The sequence below is a fragment of the Sphingomonas sp. genome, from assembly GCF_041661885.1.
GTDB lineage: Bacteria > Pseudomonadota > Alphaproteobacteria > Sphingomonadales > Sphingomonadaceae > Sphingomonas.
In genome coordinates, this window is record NZ_JBAZTL010000001.1 from 345,839 (window position 1) to 367,460 (window position 21,622).

Below are 21,622 nucleotides of genomic sequence, written 5' to 3' on the forward strand. Positions count from 1 at the left end.
AAGGAAGCACTGACATGGCCCGCAGCCATCCGCTCGAACGCTATCGCAACATCGGCATCATGGCGCACATCGACGCCGGCAAGACGACGACGACCGAGCGCATTCTTTATTACACCGGCAAGTCCTACAAGATCGGCGAAGTGCATGAAGGCACCGCGACGATGGACTGGATGGAGCAGGAGCAGGAGCGCGGGATCACGATCACGTCGGCTGCTACGACGTGCAAGTGGCGCGCCAGCGAAGGCAAGGGCGAAGAGCACCTCATCAACATCATCGACACCCCCGGGCACGTCGACTTCACGATCGAAGTCGAGCGTTCGCTGCGCGTGCTCGATGGCGCGGTTGCGTGCTTCGACGGCGTTGCCGGCGTGGAGCCGCAGTCGGAAACCGTCTGGCGCCAGGCTGAAAAGTACAAAGTGCCGCGCATGTGCTTCGTCAACAAGCTCGATCGCACCGGCGCCGATTTCTATTTCTGCGTTCAGTCGATCATCGATCGTCTGGGTGCGCGTCCGGCCGTGCTGTATTTGCCGATCGGCATGGAAGGCGACTTCAAGGGTCTGGTCGACCTGGTCGAGAACCGCGCGATCATCTGGCTCGAAGAGAGCCTGGGCGCGAAGTTCACCTATACCGACATTCCGGCGGACCTCGCCGAAAAGGCCGCGAAGTATCGCAGCGACCTGATCGAAATGGCGGTCGAGCAGGACGACGCCCTGATGGAGGCGTATCTTGAGGGCAACGAGCCGAGCACGGCCGACCTCAAGAAGCTGATCCGCAAGGGCACGCTCAACTTCTCGTTCGTGCCGGTCGTTTGCGGTTCGGCGTTCAAGAACAAGGGCGTTCAGCCCCTGCTCGACGCCGTCGTCGACTATCTGCCGTCGCCGCTCGACGTTCCCGCCATTCAGGGCCTCAAGGTCGATGGCGTGACCCCGGACGAGCGTCCGTCTTCGGACGAAGTGCCGTTCTCGGCGCTGGCGTTCAAGATCATGAACGATCCGTTCGTCGGCACGCTGACCTTCGCGCGCATCTATTCGGGCAAGCTCGAAACCGCGTCGCAGGTTATGAACTCGGTCAAGGACAAGAAGGAAAAGGTCGGTCGTATGCTGCTGATGCATGCGAACGAGCGTGAGGACATCCAGGTGGCCTATGCAGGCGACATCGTCGCTCTCGCAGGCCTCAAGGACACCACGACCGGCGACACGCTGTGCGCGCTGAACGCTCCGATCATCCTCGAGCGGATGGAATTCCCCGAGCCCGTGATCGAGCTGTCGGTGGAACCCAAAACCAAGGCCGACCAGGAGAAGATGGGCGTTGCGCTCAATCGCCTCGCACGCGAAGATCCGTCGTTCCGCGTTTCGTCGGACGCCGAATCGGGCCAGACCATCATCAAGGGCATGGGCGAGCTCCATCTCGAAATTCTGGTCGATCGCATGAAGCGCGAATTCAAGGTCGAGGCCAATGTCGGCGCGCCGCAGGTGGCGTATCGCGAATATCTCGCCAAGCCGGTCGACGTGGATTATACGCACAAGAAGCAGTCGGGTGGTACGGGCCAGTTCGGTCGCGTGAAGGTCAAGGTCACGCCGGGTGAGCGCGGTTCGGGCATCATCTTCAAGGACGAGATCAAGGGCGGTAATATTCCGAAGGAATATATCCCGGCGATCGAAAAGGGCTTCCGTGAGACGGCAGCTACCGGCTCGCTGGTCGGTTTCCCGATCATCGATTTCGAAATCCTCGTTTATGACGGTTCCTACCATGACGTCGACTCGTCGGCGCTGGCGTTTGAAATCTGTGCCCGTGGCGCAATGCGTGAAGTCGCGCAGAAGGCCGGCATCAAGCTGCTCGAGCCGATCATGAAGGTCGAGGTCATCACGCCTGAGGATTATCTGGGGGACGTGATTGGCGACATGAACAGCCGTCGTGGCCAGATCCAGGGCACCGACACGCGCGGCAACGCGCAGTCGGTGGACGCAATGGTCCCGCTGGCGAACATGTTCGGCTATGTGAACGCGCTGCGCTCGTTCACCCAGGGCCGCGCGAACTACTCGATGCAGTTCTCGCATTACGAAGAAGTGCCTGCCAACGTTGCCGACGAAGTGAAGGCGAAGCTGGCCTAAGACGCGAAACCTGGTGTCGGTGATCGGCGCTAGGGCTGGCGTAACCTGAAAACTCCCGCTATGGGGCCCCCTTCGCGTGGCGCTGTGGCGAACCGAAAACGATCAATAAGGTAGGAAAAATGGCAAAAGCAAAGTTCGAGCGGACCAAGCCGCACCTCAACATCGGCACGATCGGCCACGTCGATCACGGCAAGACCTCGCTCACGGCTGCGATCACCAAGGTGCTCGCGGAAACCGGCGGTGCGACGTTCACCAGCTATGCCAACATCGACAAGGCTCCCGAAGAGCGCGAGCGCGGCATCACCATCTCGACCGCACACGTCGAGTATGAGACGCTGGCACGCCACTATGCGCACGTCGATTGCCCGGGCCACGCCGACTATGTGAAGAACATGATCACCGGCGCGGCGCAGATGGACGGCGCGATCCTCGTTGTTTCGGCAACCGACGGCCCGATGCCGCAGACCCGCGAGCACATCCTGCTCGCACGCCAGGTCGGCGTGCCGACGATGGTCGTGTTCATGAACAAGGTCGATCTGGTCGACGACGCCGAGATCCTCGAACTCGTCGAGCTGGAAATCCGCGAACTGCTCTCGTCGTATGACTTCGACGGCGACAACATCCCGGTCATCCAGGGTTCGGCTGTTGCGGCGCTCAACGACGTCACGCCTGAGATCGGCCATGATGCCGTCCTCAAGCTGATGGAAGCCGTCGACACGTACCTGCCGCAGCCCGAGCGTCCGCTCGACAAGCCGTTCATGATGCCGATCGAAGACGTGTTCTCGATCTCGGGTCGTGGTACGGTCGTTACCGGTCGCGTCGAGACCGGCGTCGTCAAGGTTGGCGAAGAAGTCGAGATCGTCGGCATCAACGACACTCGCAAGACCACCGTCACGGGCGTCGAAATGTTCCGCAAGCTGCTCGACCAGGGCCAGGCAGGCGACAACATCGGCGCGCTGATCCGCGGCGTTGGCCGTGAAGAAGTTGAGCGTGGCCAGGTTCTCTGCAAGCCCGGCTCGATCAAGCCGCACACCGACTTCCAGTCGGAAGTGTACGTGCTGTCGAAGGACGAAGGTGGCCGTCACACGCCGTTCTTCGCCAACTATCGTCCGCAGTTCTACTTCCGTACCACGGACGTTACCGGCACCGTCGAGCTGCCTGAGGGCACCGAAATGGTCATGCCTGGCGACAACATCGCGCTTGGCGTGAAGCTGATCGCACCGATCGCTATGGACGTTGGTCAGCGCTTCACGATCCGCGAAGGCGGTCGTACCGTTGGTTCGGGCATCGTCTCGGGCATTTCGGCCTAAGCGCTCCAAGAAAAGTGCGGCCCGCGTCTCCAAAGGGAGGCGCGGGCTGTTGCTATTTTATGGAGGCCCCTGTACGGGCGCTCCTCCAGTTTTGATTTCAAACAGCAAGAGCCCCACCACGGGGCCCGCTCTTTCGCATCGGTAGGGACTATGGACAGCAATATCCGCATCCGCCTCAAGGCGTTCGATCATCGCGTGCTCGATCAGGCGACCGGCGACATCGCCGACACCGCGCGCCGCACCGGCGCTCTCATCCGTGGTCCCATTCCGTTGCCGACGCGCATCGAGAAGTTCACCGTGAACCGCGGCCCGCACATCGACAAGAAGTCGCGCGAGCAGTTCGAAGTCCGCACGTACAAGCGTATGCTCGACATCGTGCAGCCGACCCCGCAAACGGTCGATGCGCTGATGAAGCTCGACCTCGCCGCAGGCGTTGACGTCGAGATCAAGCTCGCGTAATAGCGCGCCTCCACGAGATTCGGTGAGGCCTTCGGGTGCCACCAAATAGACGGGATACCGCCGGGCTTGCCCGGGTCTGCGTCCCCCGACACGCTCCACCGCCAACGCGGGGAGCACCAGCCCGGGTCGGGGCGGCAGTATAAAATACGTGTTTGGGCTGACCGGGTTCCCGCCAAAGTAATACTTTGGCGGGGCCCACGTACGCACCCTTCGGAATGGTCCGAGGGGTGCCTCTGCATTGAATGGAGCATTGATCATGCGCACTGGCGTGATCGCGAAAAAGATGGGGATGACCCGCTGGTTCCAGGAAGACGGGCGCCATGTGCCCGTCACCGTCCTGGCGCTGGAAAATCTGCAAGTTGTGGCCGTTCGCGAGGCCGATCGTGATGGGTATGTCGCAGTCCAGTTGGGCGCGGGTGCCGCAAAAGCAAAGAACGTTGCCAAGCCGCAGCGTGGCCATTTCGGCAAGGCCGAAGTTGAGCCCAAGGCGAAGCTCGCCGAATTCCGCGTGAGCGAAGATGCGCTGCTCGAAGTCGGCGCAACCATCTCGGCCGACCATTATGTCGCTGGCCAGATCGTCGATATCCAGGGTGTGACCCAGGGTAAGGGCTTCCAGGGCGGTATGAAGCGTTGGGGCTTCGGCGGTCTGCGCGCGACGCACGGCGTTTCGGTCTCGCACCGTTCGCTGGGTTCGACCGGTCAGCGCCAGGATCCGGGCAAGGTCTTCAAGAACAAGAAGATGGCCGGGCACATGGGCGACAAGAACCGCACCCAGCAAAATCTCGAAATCGTTTCGACCGACGTCGAGCGTGGCCTGATCTTCGTCAAGGGTTCGGTCCCTGGCTCGAAGGGTGGCTGGCTGCTCGTCAAGGATTCGGTGAAGGTCGCGCGTCACGCCGATGCGCCATATCCCGCCGGCCTGAAGCAGGTCGCCAACAACAACGACACCGCTCCCGCCGAGACGCCTGTTGACGTCGCGACCGTGGACGCGACCGACGGCCAGGAGGGCTGAACATGAAGGTCAAGGTTCAATCCTTCGCCGACACCGCTGCTGCGGACATTGAGCTCAACGATGAGGTCTTCGGCCTCGATCCGCGCGCCGACATTCTGCACCGCGTTGTCACCTGGCAGCTCGAAAAGCGTCGCGCGACCGCGAGCGGCACGCGTGAGCGTGCTGACGTTGCTCGTACCGGCAAGAAGTTCGGTCGCCAGAAGGGCGGCGGTACGGCACGTCACGGCGATCGCCGCGCTCCGATCTTCGTCGGCGGTGGTAAGGCGCACGGTCAGCGCACCCGCGACTTCAATCCGGGTCTGAACAAGAAGGTTCGCGCGCTCGGTCTGAAGATGGCGCTGTCGAGCCACGCTCAGGCGGGCACGCTGGTTGTCATGGACAGCCTGACGGTCGCCGAGAGCAAGACCAAGACGCTGATCGCGGACTGGGCAAAGCTAGGTACGGGCAAGACCGCGCTCGTCATTGACGGCGCAGCGGTCGAGACCAGCTTCGCGCTGGCAGCGGGCAACCTGCACACGATCAACGTGATGCCGGCTGCCGGTGCCAACGTCTATGACATCCTTAAGCACGACACGCTGGTCCTGACCCGCGCTGCCGTCGAAATGCTGGAGGCGCGCTTCAATGGCTAAGCAGAAAGTCGCGATCGACGCGCGTCATTATGACGTGATCGTCGCACCGCACATCACCGAAAAGGCCACTTTGCTCAGCGAGCATAACGCGGTCGTCTTCAAGGTCACCAACGACGCGACCAAGCCGCAGATCAAGGCTGCGGTCGAGGCGCTGTTCGACGTGACCGTCCTGGGCGTCAACACGATCGTCCAGAAGGGCAAGACCAAGAAGTGGAAGGGCGCGCCCTACACCCGCTCCGACATCAAGAAGGCGATCGTGACGTTGAAGGACGGCCAGTCCATCGACGTGACGACGGGGATCTGATCCGATGGCATTGAAGCATTATAATCCGACCAGCCCGGCACGACGCGGTCTCATCCTCGTCGACCGTTCCGGCCTGCACAAGGGCGGCCCCGTCAAGGCGCTGACCGAAGGCAAGCGCAAGACCGGTGGGCGCAACAACAAGGGCCACGTGACCTCGCGCGGCATCGCCGGCGGCCACAAGCAGCGCTACCGCATCATCGACTTCAAGCGCCGTAACTGGGGCGTCGATGGCGTGGTCGAGCGTATCGAATACGATCCCAATCGCACCGCCTTCATCGCGCTGATCAATTATGGTCAGACCGCCGATGGCAAGGAAAACCTGGCCTACATCATCGCGCCGCAGCGCCTCGCCGTTGGCGACAAGGTGATCGCGGACAAGAAGACCGACGTGAAGCCGGGCAATGCGATGGAGCTGGGCCAGATGCCGGTTGGCACGATCGTCCACAACGTCGAGATGAAGCCGGGCAAGGGCGGTCAGCTCGCACGGTCGGCCGGCACCTATGTGCAGGTCGTCGGTCGCGACAAGGGCATGGTCATGGTCCGCCTCAACTCGGGCGAGCAGCGTTACATCCACGCCAATTGCATGGCGACGGTTGGCGCGGTTTCGAACCCCGACAACGGCAACACCAACCTCGCCAAGGCGGGTCGCAATCGCTGGTTGGGCATCCGCCCGCTGACGCGCGGCGTCGCCAAGAACCCGGTCGACCATCCGCACGGCGGTGGTGAAGGCCGGACCTCGGGCGGCCGTCATCCGGTTACCCCGTGGGGCAAGCCGACCAAGGGTGCGCGCACCCGTCATAACAAGGCGACGGACAAGATGATTATCCGCAGCCGTCACGCCAAGAAGAAGGGCTAAACGATGGCTCGTTCCGTCTGGAAGGGTCCGTTCGTGGACCTTCACCTGCTGAAGAAGGCAGAAACCGCGCAGGAAACCAACGCGCGTGGTGCGATCAAGACCTGGTCGCGCCGCTCGACGATCCTGCCGCAGTTCGTTGGCCTGACCTTCAGCGTCTATAACGGCCGCAAGTTCGTGCCGGTTTCTGTCAACGAGGACATGGTGGGCATGAAGCTCGGCGAGTTCGCGCCGACGCGCTATTTCCCCGGCCATGCCGCGGACAAGAAGGGCAAGCGCTAATGGCTAAGGCAAAAGCTCCCCGCCGCGTGGCGGATAACGAGGCGCTGTCGGTCGGCACGCAGATCCGTGGTTCCGCGCAGAAGCTCGGCCTCGTCGCGGCATTGATCCGTGGCAAGAAGGTCGGCGATGCGATGAACATCCTGCAGTTCTCGACCAAGGGCATGGCGGTTGACGCGCGCAAGGTGCTGGCGTCCGCCATCGCCAACGCCGAGAACAACCACAATCTCGACGTCGACTCGCTCGTCGTCGCAGAAGCTTCGGTTGGCAAGTCGATCGTGATGAAGCGCTTCGCGACCCGCGGTCGTGGCAAGTCGACGCGCATCCTCAAGCCGTTCAGCCGTCTGCGCATCGTCGTGCGCGAGCAGGAAGAAGCATAATGGGTCAGAAATCGAACCCGATCGGTCTGCGCCTGCAGATCAACCGCACCTGGGATAGCCGCTGGTATGCCGAGGGCGCCGATTACGGCCGTCTTCTGCTCGAAGATCTCAAGATGCGTGCGTACATCCTGAAGACGCTGCCGCAGGCTGCGATCTCCAAGGTGGTCATCGACCGTCCGGCCAAGCTGTGCCGCGTTTCGATCTTCGCGGCCCGTCCCGGTGTCATCATCGGCAAGAAGGGTGCGGACATCGAAAAGCTGCGCCGTACGCTCGGCAAGATGACGACGTCCGACGTCAGCCTGAACATCGTCGAAATCCGCAAGCCGGAAGTCGACAGCAAGCTGGTTGCACAGGGCATCGCCGATCAGCTCGAGCGTCGTATCGCTTTCCGCCGCGCCATGAAGCGTGCGGTGCAGTCGGCGATGCGTCTGGGCGCCGAGGGCATCCGGATCAACTGCGGTGGCCGTCTTGGCGGCGCCGAGATCGCACGGTCGGAATGGTATCGCGAAGGTCGCGTGCCGCTCCACACGCTGCGCGCCAACGTTGATTACGCTGAAGCGACTGCACACACGGCTTATGGCGTGTGCGGCGTGAAGGTCTGGATCTTCAAGGGCGAAATCCTGGGTCATGACCCGATGGCGACCGACCGGCTGATGATGGAAGCACAGACTTCCGGCGTCCGGCCTGATCCGCGCCGCTAAGGAATAGATCATGCTGCAACCGAAAAAGACCAAGTTCCGCAAGGCCTTCAAGGGCCGCATCCACGGCGACGCCAAGGGTGGCACCACGCTCAACTTTGGGTCCTATGGCCTGAAGGCGATGGAGCCGGATCGTCTCACCGCACGCCAGATCGAGGCGGCTCGCCGCGCGATCACGCGACACATCAAGCGCCAGGGCCGTTTGTGGATCCGCGTTTTCCCGGACGTTCCCGTCTCGGGCAAGCCCGCTGAAGTCCGCATGGGTAAGGGCAAGGGGTCGCCGGAATATTGGGCAGCCCGCGTCAAGCCCGGCCGCATCCTGTTCGAACTGGACGGCGTTCCTGGCGACATCGCGGCAATGGCGTTCAGCCGTGCAGCGATGAAGCTGCCGATCAAGGTGAAGGTCGTTGCCCGTCTCGGCGACACCTCGCATCTGGGAGTTGCATAACATGGCGAAGATCGACACGCGTCGCTCCGATCTCAAGGCGAAAACCGAGGACCAGTTGGGCGAGGAGCTCGGCAACCTGAAGCGCGAGGCGTTCAACCTCCGTTTCCAGGCCGCGACCAACCAGCTCGAAAAGCCGAGCCGGGTCAAGGAAGTCCGTCGCGACATCGCTCGCATCAAGACCCTGCAGTCCGCGCGTTCGCGCGACACTGCGGCAAAGTAAGGATTTAGACATGCCAAAGCGCGTGCTGACGGGGCTGATCGTCTCCGACAAGGGCGACAAGACGGTGGTCGTGAACGTGGAGCGTAAGGTCAAGCACGCGCTCTATGGCAAGATCATCCGCCGTACGAAGAAGTATCATGCCCATGATGAGGGCAATGAGTTCAAGCAGGGTGAGACCGTGCGGATCGAAGAGACCGCGCCGATTTCCAAGCTGAAGACCTGGAAGGTGATCGATCGGGTCAACACCCACGCGACGCCCGACCGGGTCGACGTCGACGCATAAGAGCGTCGGAAATTTCCCCGTTCACCCTGAGCTTGTCGAAGGGTGGTTTCCGCAGGCGACCGGGTCGCAAGCGGGGAAGGGGCTTCGACAGGCTCAGCCCGAACGGGTTGGCTTGATAGTTAGAGGCGGGGTCCGGTCGGTATCGGCCCCAGATGAGAAGGAAGCGGATCTATGATCCAGATGCAATCCAATCTCGAGGTCGCTGACAACAGCGGCGCGAAGCGGGTTATGTGCATCAAGGTGCTTGGCGGGTCCAAGCGTCGTGTTGCAGGCGTTGGCGACATCATCGTCGTCAGCGTGAAGGAGGCCGCACCGCGCGGCCGCGTGAAGAAGGGCGACGTGCACCGCGCCGTCATCGTGCGTACGGCGAAGGACATTCGCCGGGCCGATGGTTCGGTGATCCGCTTCGATTCGAACGCAGCCGTGCTGGTCAACAAGAATGAGGAGCCGATCGGCACCCGTATCTTTGGCCCAGTGGTTCGCGAACTGCGCGGCAAGAAGCACATGAAGATCATCAGTCTCGCGCCGGAGGTGCTGTAATGGCGACCGCAAAGATCAAGAAGGGCGACCGCGTCATCGTTCTGTCCGGCAAGGACAAGGGCAAGACCGGTGAAGTTACGCTGGCACTCCCCAAAGACGGCAAGGTCGTCGTTGCGGGCGTCAACGTGGCGGTCCGTCACACCAAGCCGAGCCAGGGTGACCCGCAGGGTGGCCTGAAGCGCGCCGAAGCGCCGCTGCACGTCTCCAAGGTCGCGCACGTGACCGCCGACGGCAAGCCTACGCGCGTTCGTTTCGAGACCCAGGACGGCAAGAAGGTCCGTGTTGCGGTCAAGACCGGAGACAAGATCGATGGCTGATGCAGCTTACAAGCCCCGGATGAAGGGCATCTACGACGACAAGGTCGTCGCAGCGATGACCGAGAAGTTCGGCTACAAGAACGCAATGGAAGTTCCGCGCATCGACAAGATCGTGCTGAACATGGGCGTTGGCGAAGCCACGCAGGACAAGAAGAAGGTCGACCAGGCCTTTGGCGAAATGGAATTGATCGCAGGGCAGAAGCCCGTCGTGACCAAGGCCAAGAAGTCGATCGCACAGTTCAAGCTGCGCGAGGGTATGCCGATCGGTGTGAAGGTTACCCTTCGCCGTGAGCGCATGTACGAATTCCTGGACCGTTTCATCACGATCGCGCTTCCCCGCGTTCGCGATTTCCGCGGGCTCAACCCCAAATCGTTCGACGGACGCGGCAACTATGCCTGCGGCCTGAAGGAGCAATTGGTGTTCCCGGAAATCAGCTATGACCGGATCGACAAGATCCGCGGCCTGGACGTGATCGTGGCGACCACGGCGAAGACCGACGACGAAGCGCGCGAGTTGCTCCGTCTGTTCGGCTTCCCGTTCCCGATCGAAGACGCTGACACCGAAAAGAAGGCGGCATAAGATGGCGAAGGTAAGTTCTGTCAACAAGAACGAGCGTCGCAAGATGCTGGTCAAGAAGTATGCGCCCAAGTACGCGGCACTGAAGGCGATTGCCGCCGACACGACGCTCAGCGACGGTGAGCGGATCGAAGCCCGTCTGAAGATGGCCGAGATCCCCCGCAACGGGAACCCGACGCGCATCCGCAACCGCTGCGAGCTGACCGGTCGTCCGCGCGCATATTATCGCAAGTTCCGCCTCTGCCGTATTCAGCTTCGCGATCTGGCCAACAAGGGCCTGATCCCGGGCGTTACGAAGTCGAGCTGGTAAGGATCAACAGATGGCATTGACCGATCCCCTGGGTGATATGCTCACCCGCATCCGCAACGGCCAGCGCGCGCGCAAGGACTCCGTCCTGACGCCGGGCTCCAAGCTGCGGGCCCGCGTGCTCGACGTGCTCCAGCGCGAGGGCTACATTCGTGGCTACACCGAAGAGCAGATGGGCCCTGCGGCCGGCATCCGCATCGAGCTGAAGTATTTCGAAGGCCAGCCCGCGATCAAGCACGTCGCGCGCGTGTCCAAGCCTGGCCGTCGCGTCTATTCGGCTTCGACCGAACTGCCGCGCGTCATGAATGGCCTTGGCATCACGATCGTCTCCACGCCTCGCGGCGTTCTGTCCGACGCCGAAGCGCGCGAACAGAATGTCGGCGGCGAAGTCCTCGCGGAGGTGTTCTGATGAGCCGCATCGGTAAAAAGCCGGTCACGATCCCGAGCGGCGTGACCGCGACGATCGAAGACCAGCAGCTCAGCGTGAAGGGGCCCAAGGGCACCCTCGCCATGCCGCTGCGCGAAGAGATCAGCTATGTGCTTGAAGAGGGCGGCATCGCCGTCAACCCGGCCAATGAGACCAAGCGCGCTCGCGCGTTCTGGGGCATGCAGCGTACGCTGGTGCAGAACCTCATCACCGGCGTGTCGGACGGCTTCACCAAGAAGCTGCTGATCAACGGCGTGGGCTACCGCGCTGCAATTCAGGGCAAGACGCTGAACCTCAAGCTCGGCTACAGCCACGACGTCAACATCGACGTGCCGGAAGGGATTGAAGTCAAGACCCCGGACAACACGACGGTCGAGATTTCGGGTTCCGACAAGCAGAAGGTCGGCCAGTTGGCCGCTGAAATCCGTCGCTGGCGCAAGCCCGAGCCGTATAAGGGCAAGGGCATCAAGTACGACGGCGAGTTCATCTTCCGCAAGGAAGGGAAGAAGAAGTAATGTCGACCAAGGGTATGTCTCTCTTCGAGAAGCGGCGCCGCCGCAACCGCACCGCGCTCCGTGCGCGTGGATCGGGCCGTCCGCGGCTGTCGATCCATCGCTCGGGCCGCCACATCTATGCGCAGATCATCGACGACGCGCAGGGCGTGACGATCGCCGCCGCTTCGACGCTGGAAAAGGACGTGCGCGACACGTCCGGCGCCAACATCGACGCTGCGACGGCTGTCGGCACCCGCATCGCCGAGGCCTGCAAGGCTGCTGGCGTCACGCAGGTCGTGTTCGATCGCGGTGGCTTCCTGTTCCACGGTCGCGTCAAGGCGTTGGCGACTGCCGCGCGTGAAGCCGGATTGGAGTTCTAATTATGGCTGACGACAACATCCCAACCGAAGCTTCGGCAGCTCCCGAAGGTGCTGCTGCTCCCGACGCGCGGGGTCCGCGCGGCGGTCGTGGTCGCGGTGGTCCCGGCGGTGGTCGCGACAATCGTGGTGGCCGTGACAACCGTGGCGGTCGCGACAATCGCGGTCGTGGCGGACCCGGTGCCGATGACGGCGGCGAAGAGCTGATCGAGAAGCTGGTTCACATCAACCGCGTCTCGAAGACGGTCAAGGGCGGTAAGCGCTTCGGCTTTGCAGCTTTGGTCGTCGTGGGCGACGGCAAGGGCCGTGTCGGCTTCGGTCATGGCAAGGCACGCGAAGTGCCGGAAGCCATTTCCAAGGCGACGGCTGCTGCCAAGAAGGCAATGGTCCGCGTTCCGCTGAAGGAAGGTCGCACGCTGCATCATGACGGTAACGGTCACTTCGGTGCCGGTCTCGTCACGCTGCGCTCGGCACCGCAGGGAACGGGCATCATTGCCGGTGGCCCGATGCGCGCCGTGTTCGAATCGCTCGGCGTTGCCGACGTGGTGACCAAGTCGGTCGGTACGTCCAACCCGTACAACATGATCCGTGCGACCTTCGAGGCGCTGACCAGCCAGGTGAGCCCGAAGTCGGTTGCGCAGCGTCGTGGCAAGAAGATCGCCGATCTGCTCGGCCGTGGTGGTGCGGAAGCACCCCAGGCTGAAGCCGAAGCGATCGTGGAGTAAACGATCATGGCAACCATCAAGATCACGCAGACCGGTTCGCCGATCCGCCGCGAGAAGGACCAGCGCGCAACGCTGATCGGTCTCGGCCTCAACAAGATGCACCGCACGCGCGAGCTGCAGGACACGCCCGAAGTTCGTGGCATGATCCGCAAGGTCGCGCACATGGTGAAGATCGAGGCGTAAGCTATCGCCCCTCTCCCGACAGGGGGAGAGGGACAAGATATAGACAAATCCGGGGCAGGGGGCTAACGGCCCCCTTCCTCATTTATCCAGCGCGACAAAAGCGAAAGCGAGTGCACACATGAAACTCAATGATCTCCGTGACAACGCCGGTGCGCGTAAGTCCAAAATGCGTGTCGGCCGTGGCATCGGTTCGGGCAAGGGCAAGACCGCAGGCCGCGGCCAGAAGGGCCAAAAGAGCCGCGAGGGCGTTTCCATTGCCGGCTTCGAAGGCGGCCAGATGCCGCTGCACATGCGGTTGCCGAAGCGTGGCTTCAACAACATCTTCGCCAAGGATTATGCCGAAGTGAACCTCGGTGCGATCCAGGTTGCGGTTGACGCAGGCAAGATCGAAGCTGGCGCGACGCTCGATCACAACGCGCTGAAGGCCGCTGGCCTCGCGCGCGGTGGCAAGGACGGCGTCCGTCTGCTCGGCAAGGGCGAACTGACCACCAAGCTGTCGTTCACGGTTGCTGGCGCGTCGAAGGGCGCGATTGAAGCGGTCGAGAAGGCCGGTGGTTCGGTCGAGGTGATTCACGTCGTTCCTGCCGCCGAGAAGGCTGCCGCCAAAAAGGGCGTCAAGTATCGCGAGCGCAAGGCGCACAAGGAATCGTTCAAGGCGTAAGCCTTGCGCCGAGCCTTTGCTCGGCGACCTTCTTCCCCACCGTCACCCCGGGCTCGTCCCGGGGTCCACCGTGCCGCAGGTCCTGCTGCCGAGGGTTTTTGACAACGGTGGGCCCCGGGACAAGCCCGGGGTGACGAGTCATTTCGGGGGCGGCGGACCGCAACCCATTAGACAAGCCCGCTTGGGCCCCTATATGAGCGGCGGGGCGGTAACACGTTCCCGCCTTTTTTGTTTCCGCCGCTACTGCATCCAGGACGATAGACGCACATGGCATCCGCAGCCGACCAGATGGCTTCCAACCTCAGCCTGTCGAAATTCGCACAGGCGACCGACCTCAAGAAGCGGCTGTGGTTTACCATCGGCGCCTTGATCGTTTTCCGCCTGCTCAGCTACGTGCCGCTGCCCGGCATCGATCCGACCGCGCTGACCGAACTCGCCAGCCGCACCAGCGGTGGCGTGCTCGATTTCTTCAATGCCTTTTCGGGCGGGTCGCTGAAGCGCGCCAGCCTGATCGCGTTGGGCGTTACGCCCTACATCACTGCCTCAATCGTGGTGCAGCTCGCGACCTCGCTGTCGCCGACGCTCGCTGCGATCAAGAAGGAAGGCGAAAGCGGGCGCAAGCGGCTCAACCAATATACGCGCTACGGCACCGTCGCGCTGACCATTATCCAAGGGTATTTCCTGACGCTCGGCTTTGAGAGCCAGGGCGTCGTCGTGAATCCGGGGCCAATGTTCATCGCGGGCTCGATCGTCAGCCTGGTTGGCGGCACCATGTTCCTGATGTGGATCGGTGAGCAGATCACCAGCCGCGGCATCGGTAACGGCATGTCGCTCATCATCATGGCCGGTATCGTCGCCAATCTGCCGACGACGCTCTACACGCTGGCCGAGGGCGGCCGCGCGGGGAACCTCGATGGCTTCAAGATCCTCGGCATCATCGTCGCGGTGGCAGGTCTGATCCTGTTCATCTGCTTCATGGAGCGCGCACAGCGCCGCATCCTGATCCAATATCCCAAGCGCCAGACGCAGCGCGGGATGCAGGCCGATCGCAGCCATTTGCCGCTCAAGATCAACACGGCAGGCGTGATTCCGCCGATTTTCGCCTCGTCGCTGCTGCTGATGCCGCTGACGGTGATGCAGCTTGCCGGCAAACAGCCGACCGGCGGCAAGGAAACCTGGTGGGGCGATGTCGTCATCGGGCTCAACCAATATCTGCAGCATGGGTCGCTGGTGTATATGCTGCTCTACGGGGCGGGCATCGTGTTCTTCTCGTTCTTCTACACCGCTGTGGTGTTCAACCCGGAAGAGACCGCCGACAATCTGAAGCGCTATGGCGGCTTCATCCCCGGCATCCGTCCGGGCAAAAACACCGAAGCCTATTTCGATTATGTGCTGACGCGTATCACCGTGATTGGTGCCGGGTATCTGGCGATCATCTGCCTGTTGCCGGAATATCTGGTGTCGGCGCTGTCGATTCCCTTCTACCTTGGTGGCACTAGCTTGCTGATCGTGGTCAACGTAACAATGGATACGGTGACGCAGATTCAGAGCCATTTGCTTGCGCATCAATATGGCGATCTGATCAAGAAGGCGAAGCTGAAGGGCGGGCGTCTCCGTTAAGAACGGGGCGCAGGTCGCCAGGGCGATTGGGGAGAGCGTGTTGAACATCATCCTTTTGGGACCGCCCGGAGCCGGCAAGGGCACGCAGGCGAGCCACCTGGAGGCGGATCGGGATATGGTCCAGCTTTCGACCGGCGACATGCTGCGTGCTGCGGTCAAGTCGGGGAGCCCGGTCGGGTTGCAGGCCAAGGCGGTCATGGAGGCGGGTGAATTGGTGTCGGACGCGATCGTCTCGGCGCTGATCGACGAAAAGCTGGCATCGCTCGATCCTGCGCAAGGCGTGATTTTCGACGGCTATCCGCGCACCGCGGCGCAGGCCGAGCAGCTCGATACCATTCTCGCCGGTCGCGGACGGACGCTCGACAAGGTGATCGAGCTTGAGGTGAACGAAGACAAGCTCGTCGCGCGAATCGTTGGCCGCTATACTTGCGCCACCTGTGGTGCGGGCTATCACGACAGCTTCAAGCAGCCCAGGATTGCGGGCACCTGCGATGTGTGCGGCGGGCATGAGTTCAAGCGGCGTCCGGACGACAATGAGGAAACCGTGCGCACGCGCATGGCCGAATATCGCGCCAAGACCGAACCGATCATCCCGATCTACCAGGCGCGCGGGTTGCTCGCGCGCGTCGATGGCATGGGCGATATTGGCGACGTGACTCGCGCGATCGCGGCAATCCTCGACGCTGGCTGATCGCGTCCTTATGCTCCCCGCCGAAACACTTCGGGGGGGGAGATGGGGATGAAAATTATCGCAACGGTTGCGGCGCTGGCGCTGTTGGGTGGCGCGGGTGCGCCGACGGCGGCGGAGGTAGTGCAGGCGACGCCCGCCAGTTTCGAGATCAAGCAGGTCGTCACGGTCGAGGCATCGGTCGCGCGGACTTGGGGCGCGCTGATGGTCCCGCAGAAATGGTGGGACCACGAGCACACCTATTCGGACGAAAGCGCCAACCTCTATCTCGATCCGCAGGCGACAGGCTGTTTTTGCGAACGCATTCCGGCGAGCAAGGGCACGGTCGAACATGCGCGCGTCGTCTATATTCAACCGCCCCGGATGCTTCGTCTGGTCGGCGCGCTCGGGCCGCTCCAGGCCGAGGCGGTGACGGGGACGCTCACCTTCCGGCTCGACCCCGAAACCAAAACCACCACGCGTGTCACGCTGGACTATGTCGTGGGCGGTTACGTGCGCGCGGGGGCCGATACGCTGGCACCCAAGGTCGATGAAGTTCTCGCGACGCAATTGATCGGGCTGAAGGCCGCTGCCGAGGCAGGGGTGGACGTTGCACCAAAGGACAATGCAGGCTCGCGCTGACCAAATGGTTGCGCGTCGGGAGTGAATGACATTTTCGTCACGCCGGTGTCATCGCGGTGGATGCGTGGTCGGCGCATAAACCGGGCAGGCCCCGCACGCTGGCCGGAAATGAATTTACGAGATCGACACTCGCACTCCCGGGAGTGTCGTTGGCCGGCGGAAGGCACGCTTTCCGTCGGCCTCATTTCATTCTAGGCACAAGGAAACCGCCCGGAATGCCGCCTGTGACCCGCAAGATCCTGATCGTCGAGGACGATAGTTCCACCTCCACCTATCTCGCCAAGGGGTTGAGCGAGGCGGGCTTCGCGGTTGAATCGTGCTCGGACGGACGCGACGGGCTGTTTCTGGCAAGCGAGGGCATTTTTGATCTCATCATCGCCGACCGCATGTTGCCGGGGCTGAACGGCATCGCAATGCTCGGCGCGATTCGGGCGGCAGGAGTGCGCACGCCAACCTTGATCCTGTCGGCACTGGGCACGGTCGACGACCGCATCGACGGACTGAACGCGGGTGCCGACGATTATCTGGTGAAGCCGTTCTCCTTTGCCGAGCTGACCGCGCGCATCGACGCGATCTTCCGCCGTGTCGATCGCGGATCGGGGGAGGGGCAGGCGACGCGATTGTCGGTCGGCGATCTGGAGATCGACTTGCTCGCACGCACCGTCGCACGCGCGGGGCGGTCGATTCAGCTTGGTGCGCGCGAATTCAACCTGCTCGAATATCTGGCGCGCCATGCCGGGCAAGTCGTTACCCGTACGATGATGCTGGAGAAGATCTGGAACTATCATTTCGATCCGGGATCGAACGTGGTCGATGTCCATATCGGGCGGTTGCGCCGCAAGCTTGAAGAGGGCTTTGCCGCGCCAATCCTGCACACCGTGCGGGGTGCCGGCTATCGGCTGTCGGTCGAGCCATAGCCATTTCCTTCTCGTCGCGCCTGTCGGTAACCGCGCGGATTGCGCTGCTGGCAATCCTGCTGGGGCTGACTTCCAATGTCGTGCTGGTCGCGTTCGTGTGGAAGCTCGTCCGTGACGAGGCGATTGACGAGTTGCGTCGCGATACCGTCGAGGAATCGAAAGGGCTGGCGGCGATTTATCGCGCTGGCGGGCTCCCCGCACTGGCGCGGACGATCGACGAGGGGCGTGCGACGGGGGATCGCTCGCGCATCGTCGCGGTCATCGCTGCCGATGGACGCCGCGTAGCGGGGCTCGGCCCGGCAATCGTCGGTAGCGGGGCGCCGACACCAACCGTCTTCCGCATCGGGCGCTTGGGGGATTCGAGCCCGTGGCTGGAGCGCGAGGCAGGATATGCCGTGCGCGAGGTTGGCCCGTATCGGCTGGTCAGCGGGCGCCTGCTCGACGATTGGGAGCAGGAGCAACGGGGGATCGAGCGCGCGCTCGCCGCGGCGATGCTGTTGTCGCTGGCGCTTGGGATAGGTGGTGGGCTGATCGTCACGCGCTATGTCGGGCGACGGCTCGACCGGGTTGCCGATGTGATCGAGGGAGTGGCCAGCGGGGATTTGGCGCGCCGCGTACTCAATCCGGCGGCGGGCCATCCGGGCGGTGGCGACGCGTTCGACCGACTGGCGACGCGGTTGAACGCGATGCTCGACAAGACCGAGCGGCTGATGACCGAATTGCGCATCGTCACCGATGGCCTGGCGCATGATTTGCGCTCTCCGCTCGCCCGGCTGCGCGCCAAGGCCGAGGTCGCGGTACTGCAGGCCGATCCGGTGCAACGCGAGGCGGCGCTGGGCGGGCTGCTGATCGAGACCGATCTGGTGATGCGGATACTGTCGACGATGATCGAGATCACGCGCGCCGAATCGGTCCCGCGTGATCGCCTGGCACCGATCGACCCGGCGGTGTTGATGGAGGAGATTGCCGAGCTTTACGGCCCGGTGGTCGAGGATGCCGGAATGCGGTTCGAGGTGGTGATCGACGCGCATCCGCCGCACATTGTGTTGCACCGTGAGTTGATGACGCAGGCGATTGCCAATTTGATCGACAATGCGCTGCGCCATGCCGCGCAGGGTGGGGAGATTCGGCTTGGGTTGGTCATCGGCCACGACGCGGCGCGTTTTCAGGTTGCCGATCGCGGCCCGGGAATTGCCGAGGCCGACCGTGCACAGGCGCTGCGGCGGTTCGGGCGGCTGGATGTCGCGCGCAGTGTGCCCGGAGCTGGGCTCGGCATGGCGCTGGTCGAGGCCGTAGCACGGCTGCACGGCGGGCGCCTGGAACTGGGCGACCATGCGCCCGGCCTGATCGTGGCGATCGTAATCCCGCTGACGGCGTGATCGCGATCGTGCGCTTGACACCGGGTGAGTCGGGTCTTAACGCACCATTATTCCGAAACACCGGTCTCCGGCGGCGCATGTTTGCGCTCGCCGGTGTCGTGCGTTACGGTAGGCAACGCGATGAGATGGGGTGCGCAGCCATGCGGGCCCTGTGGAGCAGGAGAACAAGTTCATGGCACGTATCGCCGGGGTCAACATCCCGACCAACAAGCGCGTTGTTATTGCGCTCACCTACATTCACGGCATTGGCGACACCAAGGCCAAGGAAATCGTCACCAAGCTCGGCATCCCGATGACCGCGCGCGTGCAGGACCTGACCGACCAGGAAGTCCTCCACATCCGCGAAACCATCGACGCCGACTACACTGTCGAGGGTGATCTTCGCCGCCAGGTGGCGATGAACATCAAGCGCCTGATGGATCTGGCCTGCTATCGCGGCCTGCGTCATCGCAAGGGCCTGCCGGTTCGTGGCCAGCGCACGCATACCAATGCGCGCACTCGCAAGGGCAAGGCCAAGCCGATCGCCGGCAAGAAGAAGTGAGCTTGAGCCGCGGGTGACCGCGGCTCGCTCCTCGACGAAGGATTAGGGACAGACAATGGCACGTGAACCACAGCGCATTAAGCGCCGCGAACGTAAGAACATCACCTCGGGCGTTGCCCATGTGAACGCAAGCTTCAACAACACCATGATCACGATCACCGATGCCCAGGGCAACGCGATCTCATGGTCGTCGGCTGGCGCAATGGGCTTCAAGGGCTCGCGCAAATCGACCCCGTATGCGGCGCAGGTCGCAGCGGAAGACGCGGGCAAGAAGGCCGCCGAGCACGGCGTTCGCACGCTCGAAGTCGAAGTGAAGGGCCCGGGTTCGGGTCGTGAATCGGCGCTGCGCGCGCTGCAGGCGGTCGGTTTCCAGATCACCTCGATTCGCGATGTGACTTCGATCCCGCACAACGGCGTGCGTCCGTCCAAGCGTCGCCGCGTCTGACTTCGTCTCGACCGTGCGCGGTTGATCGCGCTGCACGGTTCGATTCCTATATGGCCGGGATTGCCCCATTCCGGCCCAAAACCAAGGGATAGCCTATGTCCGTCAATGCAAAGAACTGGCAGGAATTGAAGAAGCCGTCCGGCCTCGAAAAGAAGCCCGGCGGTGACGGCAAGCGCAAGGCGACCTTCATCGCCGAGCCGCTGGAGCGTGGCTTTGGCTTGACGCTCGGCAACGCGCTGCGGCGCGTGCTGCTTTCCTCGCTGCAAGGTGCGGCCGTTACCTCGATCAAGATCGAGAACGTTCTGCATGAATTCTCCTCGCTCGCGGGCGTTCGCGAGGACGTGACCGACATCGTGCTGAACGTGAAGCAAATCGCGCTGCGGATGCAGGGCGAGGGGCCGAAGCGTCTCCAGCTTTCGGCAACGGGCCCGGGTCCGGTCAAGGCCGGCGACATCGCGGTTTCGGGTGACATCGAAGTGATGAACCCGGCGCTGGTGCTGTGTCACCTTGACGATGGCGCGACACTGAACATGGAACTGACCGCCGATGTCGGTAAGGGCTATGTCGCAGCGGTGGCCAACCGTCCGGCCGATGCACCGATTGGCCTGATCCCGGTCGACGCGCTGTATTCGCCGGTCAAGCAGGTCAGCTACAAGGTCGAGAACACCCGCGTCGGGCAGGAACTCGATTATGACAAGCTGACGCTGACGGTCGAGACCGACGGCACGATCACGCCGGAGGACGCCGTTGGTTATGCGGGGCGCATCCTGCAGGACCAGCTCGCTTTGTTCGTGCATTTCGACGATTCGTCGGTCACGCGTTCGGCGCCAATCGGCCATGCTGCTCCGGCGGCAACCGGTGGGGAAGTCGCTGGCGACACGCAGCAGATCAATCGTTATCTGCTCAAGAAGGTCGACGAGCTCGAACTGTCGGTGCGCAGCGCCAACTGCCTCAAGAACGACAACATCATCTATATCGGCGATTTGGTCCAGAAGACCGAAGCCGAGATGCTGCGCACGCCGAATTTCGGTCGCAAGTCGCTCAACGAGATCAAGGAAGTGCTCTCCTCGATGGGGCTCCGCCTCGGCATGGAAATTCCAGGTTGGCCGCCTGAAAACATCGAAGAGATGGCCAAGAAGCTTGAGCAGGAAATTATGGGGTGATCGCAGCGGATTAGCCTCAGGCTAATCCGTGTCGCGGCGATCACCTCGGCCGACGCGCCGCGCGCGGTCGATGACGCGGCTTTGCCGCGGCGCTGTTTGAGGAACTGGACCCCGGCCTGCGCCGGGGATCACAACGGCGATTGGTGGCAGCCGCAACAGCCACCTGGTCTGGGGTTCCGTCAAACGGCCCCATAACGAACGAAGGAAAATACCATGCGTCATCGCGTAGGCGGTCGTAAACTGCAGCGGACCTCGGCACATCGCATTGCGTTGTTCCGCAACATGTCGGCAGCGCTCATCAAGCACGAACAGATCACCACCACCGTCGCCAAGGCGAAGGAACTGCGTCCTTACGTCGAAAAGCTCATCACGCTGGCGAAGAAGGGTGGCCTGTCCAACCGTCGCCTGGCGCACGCCCGGCTGCTCGACGATGCGCAGTTGGTCAAGCTGTTCGACGTGCTGGCATCGCGCTATGCCGATCGTAATGGTGGCTACACCCGTATCATCAAGGCGGGCATCCGCTTGTCGGACGCGTCGCCGATGGCGATCATCGAATTCGTCGACCGCGACGTCAGCGCCAAGGGCCAGGATTCGGGCCCGGTGCAGACCGATGGGGAATATGACGAAGCGGCATAATCGCAACGCTTTACAAGG

At 62.7% G+C, this 21,622-nt stretch carries 32 protein-coding genes; all 32 read left to right on the plus strand.

The genetic code is table 11. The features are described from left to right. Positions 1-14: 14 nt before the first annotated feature. The 32 genes from fusA (at position 15) to rplQ (ending at position 21,604) form a co-directional block, all read left to right on the plus strand. Complete coding sequence (fusA, locus tag WC704_RS01725) at positions 15-2,111, plus strand: elongation factor G (RefSeq protein WP_372888266.1); 2,097 nt, start codon at positions 15-17, stop codon at positions 2,109-2,111. 119 nt (positions 2,112-2,230) lie between these two features. Beyond that, positions 2,231-3,421 carry an elongation factor Tu gene (gene tuf, locus WC704_RS01730; RefSeq protein ID WP_372888267.1) on the plus strand — a complete coding sequence of 397 codons (1,191 nt, stop codon included), beginning with the start codon at positions 2,231-2,233 and terminating at the stop codon, positions 3,419-3,421. A 150-nt stretch (positions 3,422-3,571) separates the two neighbouring features. Continuing rightward, complete coding sequence (rpsJ, locus tag WC704_RS01735) at positions 3,572-3,880, plus strand: 30S ribosomal protein S10 (RefSeq protein WP_007406109.1); 309 nt, start codon at positions 3,572-3,574, stop codon at positions 3,878-3,880. A 256-nt stretch (positions 3,881-4,136) separates the two neighbouring features. After that, positions 4,137-4,892 (plus strand): 50S ribosomal protein L3, encoded by a 756-nt coding sequence (rplC, locus tag WC704_RS01740; RefSeq protein WP_372888268.1) that lies wholly within the window; start codon positions 4,137-4,139, stop codon positions 4,890-4,892. 2 nt (positions 4,893-4,894) lie between these two features. Beyond that, the gene (gene rplD / locus WC704_RS01745; RefSeq protein WP_372888269.1) at positions 4,895-5,521 is read left to right on the plus strand and encodes a 50S ribosomal protein L4; all 627 of its coding nucleotides are present in this window, start codon (positions 4,895-4,897) and stop codon (positions 5,519-5,521) included. Then, positions 5,514-5,825: a 50S ribosomal protein L23 gene (locus WC704_RS01750; protein ID WP_372888270.1), complete on the plus strand. Its 312-nt coding sequence runs from the start codon at positions 5,514-5,516 to the stop codon at positions 5,823-5,825. The genes rplD and WC704_RS01750 overlap by 8 nt, the downstream gene beginning before the upstream one ends. Positions 5,826-5,829: 4 nt before the next feature. Further along, positions 5,830-6,681, plus strand: a complete 852-nt coding sequence (gene rplB, locus WC704_RS01755) for a 50S ribosomal protein L2 (RefSeq protein WP_372888271.1) — start codon at positions 5,830-5,832, stop codon at positions 6,679-6,681. Positions 6,682-6,684: 3 nt separating this feature from the next. After that, positions 6,685-6,960, plus strand: coding sequence for a 30S ribosomal protein S19 (rpsS, locus tag WC704_RS01760; RefSeq protein ID WP_010164582.1), 276 nt, complete (start codon positions 6,685-6,687; stop codon positions 6,958-6,960). Continuing rightward, positions 6,960-7,337 carry a 50S ribosomal protein L22 gene (gene rplV / locus WC704_RS01765; RefSeq protein ID WP_010403732.1) on the plus strand — a complete coding sequence of 126 codons (378 nt, stop codon included), beginning with the start codon at positions 6,960-6,962 and terminating at the stop codon, positions 7,335-7,337. The genes rpsS and rplV overlap by 1 nt, the downstream gene beginning before the upstream one ends. Then, positions 7,337-8,038 (plus strand): 30S ribosomal protein S3, encoded by a 702-nt coding sequence (gene rpsC, locus WC704_RS01770; RefSeq protein WP_010403730.1) that lies wholly within the window; start codon positions 7,337-7,339, stop codon positions 8,036-8,038. Before rplV ends, rpsC begins: the two co-directional genes overlap by 1 nt. Positions 8,039-8,048: 10 nt before the next feature. Then, positions 8,049-8,483, plus strand: a complete 435-nt coding sequence (gene rplP / locus WC704_RS01775) for a 50S ribosomal protein L16 (protein ID WP_010164579.1) — start codon at positions 8,049-8,051, stop codon at positions 8,481-8,483. Between the two features lies 1 nt (position 8,484). Further along, positions 8,485-8,703 carry a 50S ribosomal protein L29 gene (gene rpmC, locus WC704_RS01780; protein ID WP_010403727.1) on the plus strand — a complete coding sequence of 73 codons (219 nt, stop codon included), beginning with the start codon at positions 8,485-8,487 and terminating at the stop codon, positions 8,701-8,703. Positions 8,704-8,713: 10 nt separating this feature from the next. Beyond that, a complete protein-coding gene (rpsQ, locus tag WC704_RS01785; protein WP_010403725.1) occupies positions 8,714-8,986 on the plus strand; it encodes a 30S ribosomal protein S17 in 273 nt (90 codons plus the stop codon). A gap of 171 nt (positions 8,987-9,157) precedes the next feature. Further along, the gene (gene rplN, locus WC704_RS01790; RefSeq protein ID WP_010403723.1) at positions 9,158-9,526 is read left to right on the plus strand and encodes a 50S ribosomal protein L14; all 369 of its coding nucleotides are present in this window, start codon (positions 9,158-9,160) and stop codon (positions 9,524-9,526) included. Next, on the plus strand, positions 9,526-9,843 hold the full coding sequence (rplX, locus tag WC704_RS01795) for a 50S ribosomal protein L24 (protein WP_372888272.1): 318 nt from the start codon (positions 9,526-9,528) through the stop codon (positions 9,841-9,843). The genes rplN and rplX overlap by 1 nt, the downstream gene beginning before the upstream one ends. Further along, positions 9,836-10,423, plus strand: coding sequence for a 50S ribosomal protein L5 (gene rplE, locus WC704_RS01800; RefSeq protein WP_372888273.1), 588 nt, complete (start codon positions 9,836-9,838; stop codon positions 10,421-10,423). Before rplX ends, rplE begins: the two co-directional genes overlap by 8 nt. 1 nt (position 10,424) lies before the next feature. Next, complete coding sequence (gene rpsN, locus WC704_RS01805; RefSeq protein ID WP_033964931.1) at positions 10,425-10,730, plus strand: 30S ribosomal protein S14; 306 nt, start codon at positions 10,425-10,427, stop codon at positions 10,728-10,730. 10 nt (positions 10,731-10,740) lie between these two features. Continuing rightward, a complete protein-coding gene (rpsH, locus tag WC704_RS01810) occupies positions 10,741-11,136 on the plus strand; it encodes a 30S ribosomal protein S8 (protein ID WP_033964930.1) in 396 nt (131 codons plus the stop codon). Then, the gene (gene rplF / locus WC704_RS01815; RefSeq protein WP_372888274.1) at positions 11,136-11,669 is read left to right on the plus strand and encodes a 50S ribosomal protein L6; all 534 of its coding nucleotides are present in this window, start codon (positions 11,136-11,138) and stop codon (positions 11,667-11,669) included. The genes rpsH and rplF overlap by 1 nt, the downstream gene beginning before the upstream one ends. Beyond that, positions 11,669-12,028: a 50S ribosomal protein L18 gene (rplR, locus tag WC704_RS01820; protein ID WP_010403713.1), complete on the plus strand. Its 360-nt coding sequence runs from the start codon at positions 11,669-11,671 to the stop codon at positions 12,026-12,028. Before rplF ends, rplR begins: the two co-directional genes overlap by 1 nt. A 2-nt stretch (positions 12,029-12,030) precedes the next feature. Further along, positions 12,031-12,750, plus strand: coding sequence for a 30S ribosomal protein S5 (gene rpsE / locus WC704_RS01825; RefSeq protein WP_372888275.1), 720 nt, complete (start codon positions 12,031-12,033; stop codon positions 12,748-12,750). Positions 12,751-12,756: 6 nt separating this feature from the next. Then, positions 12,757-12,933, plus strand: coding sequence for a 50S ribosomal protein L30 (gene rpmD / locus WC704_RS01830; protein WP_010403711.1), 177 nt, complete (start codon positions 12,757-12,759; stop codon positions 12,931-12,933). Positions 12,934-13,051: 118 nt separating this feature from the next. Beyond that, on the plus strand, positions 13,052-13,594 hold the full coding sequence (rplO, locus tag WC704_RS01835; protein ID WP_372888276.1) for a 50S ribosomal protein L15: 543 nt from the start codon (positions 13,052-13,054) through the stop codon (positions 13,592-13,594). 267 nt (positions 13,595-13,861) lie between these two features. Further along, positions 13,862-15,214, plus strand: coding sequence for a preprotein translocase subunit SecY (gene secY / locus WC704_RS01840; RefSeq protein ID WP_372888277.1), 1,353 nt, complete (start codon positions 13,862-13,864; stop codon positions 15,212-15,214). A gap of 40 nt (positions 15,215-15,254) precedes the next feature. Next, on the plus strand, positions 15,255-15,905 hold the full coding sequence (locus WC704_RS01845; RefSeq protein WP_372888278.1) for an adenylate kinase: 651 nt from the start codon (positions 15,255-15,257) through the stop codon (positions 15,903-15,905). A gap of 48 nt (positions 15,906-15,953) precedes the next feature. After that, complete coding sequence (locus WC704_RS01850) at positions 15,954-16,523, plus strand: ATPase (RefSeq protein ID WP_372888279.1); 570 nt, start codon at positions 15,954-15,956, stop codon at positions 16,521-16,523. A gap of 224 nt (positions 16,524-16,747) precedes the next feature. After that, positions 16,748-17,440 (plus strand): response regulator transcription factor, encoded by a 693-nt coding sequence (locus WC704_RS01855; RefSeq protein ID WP_372888708.1) that lies wholly within the window; start codon positions 16,748-16,750, stop codon positions 17,438-17,440. A gap of 80 nt (positions 17,441-17,520) precedes the next feature. Continuing rightward, the gene (locus tag WC704_RS01860) at positions 17,521-18,819 is read left to right on the plus strand and encodes an ATP-binding protein (protein WP_372888280.1); all 1,299 of its coding nucleotides are present in this window, start codon (positions 17,521-17,523) and stop codon (positions 18,817-18,819) included. A 172-nt stretch (positions 18,820-18,991) separates the two neighbouring features. Continuing rightward, positions 18,992-19,360 carry a 30S ribosomal protein S13 gene (rpsM, locus tag WC704_RS01865; RefSeq protein ID WP_010403705.1) on the plus strand — a complete coding sequence of 123 codons (369 nt, stop codon included), beginning with the start codon at positions 18,992-18,994 and terminating at the stop codon, positions 19,358-19,360. Between the two features lie 55 nt (positions 19,361-19,415). Beyond that, entirely contained in the window at positions 19,416-19,805 is a 390-nt protein-coding gene (rpsK, locus tag WC704_RS01870) for a 30S ribosomal protein S11 (RefSeq protein ID WP_010164557.1), read from the plus strand. Between the two features lie 95 nt (positions 19,806-19,900). Beyond that, on the plus strand, positions 19,901-20,968 hold the full coding sequence (locus tag WC704_RS01875) for a DNA-directed RNA polymerase subunit alpha (protein ID WP_372888281.1): 1,068 nt from the start codon (positions 19,901-19,903) through the stop codon (positions 20,966-20,968). Between the two features lie 213 nt (positions 20,969-21,181). Beyond that, entirely contained in the window at positions 21,182-21,604 is a 423-nt protein-coding gene (gene rplQ / locus WC704_RS01880) for a 50S ribosomal protein L17 (protein WP_372888282.1), read from the plus strand. Positions 21,605-21,622 lie beyond the last annotated feature (18 nt).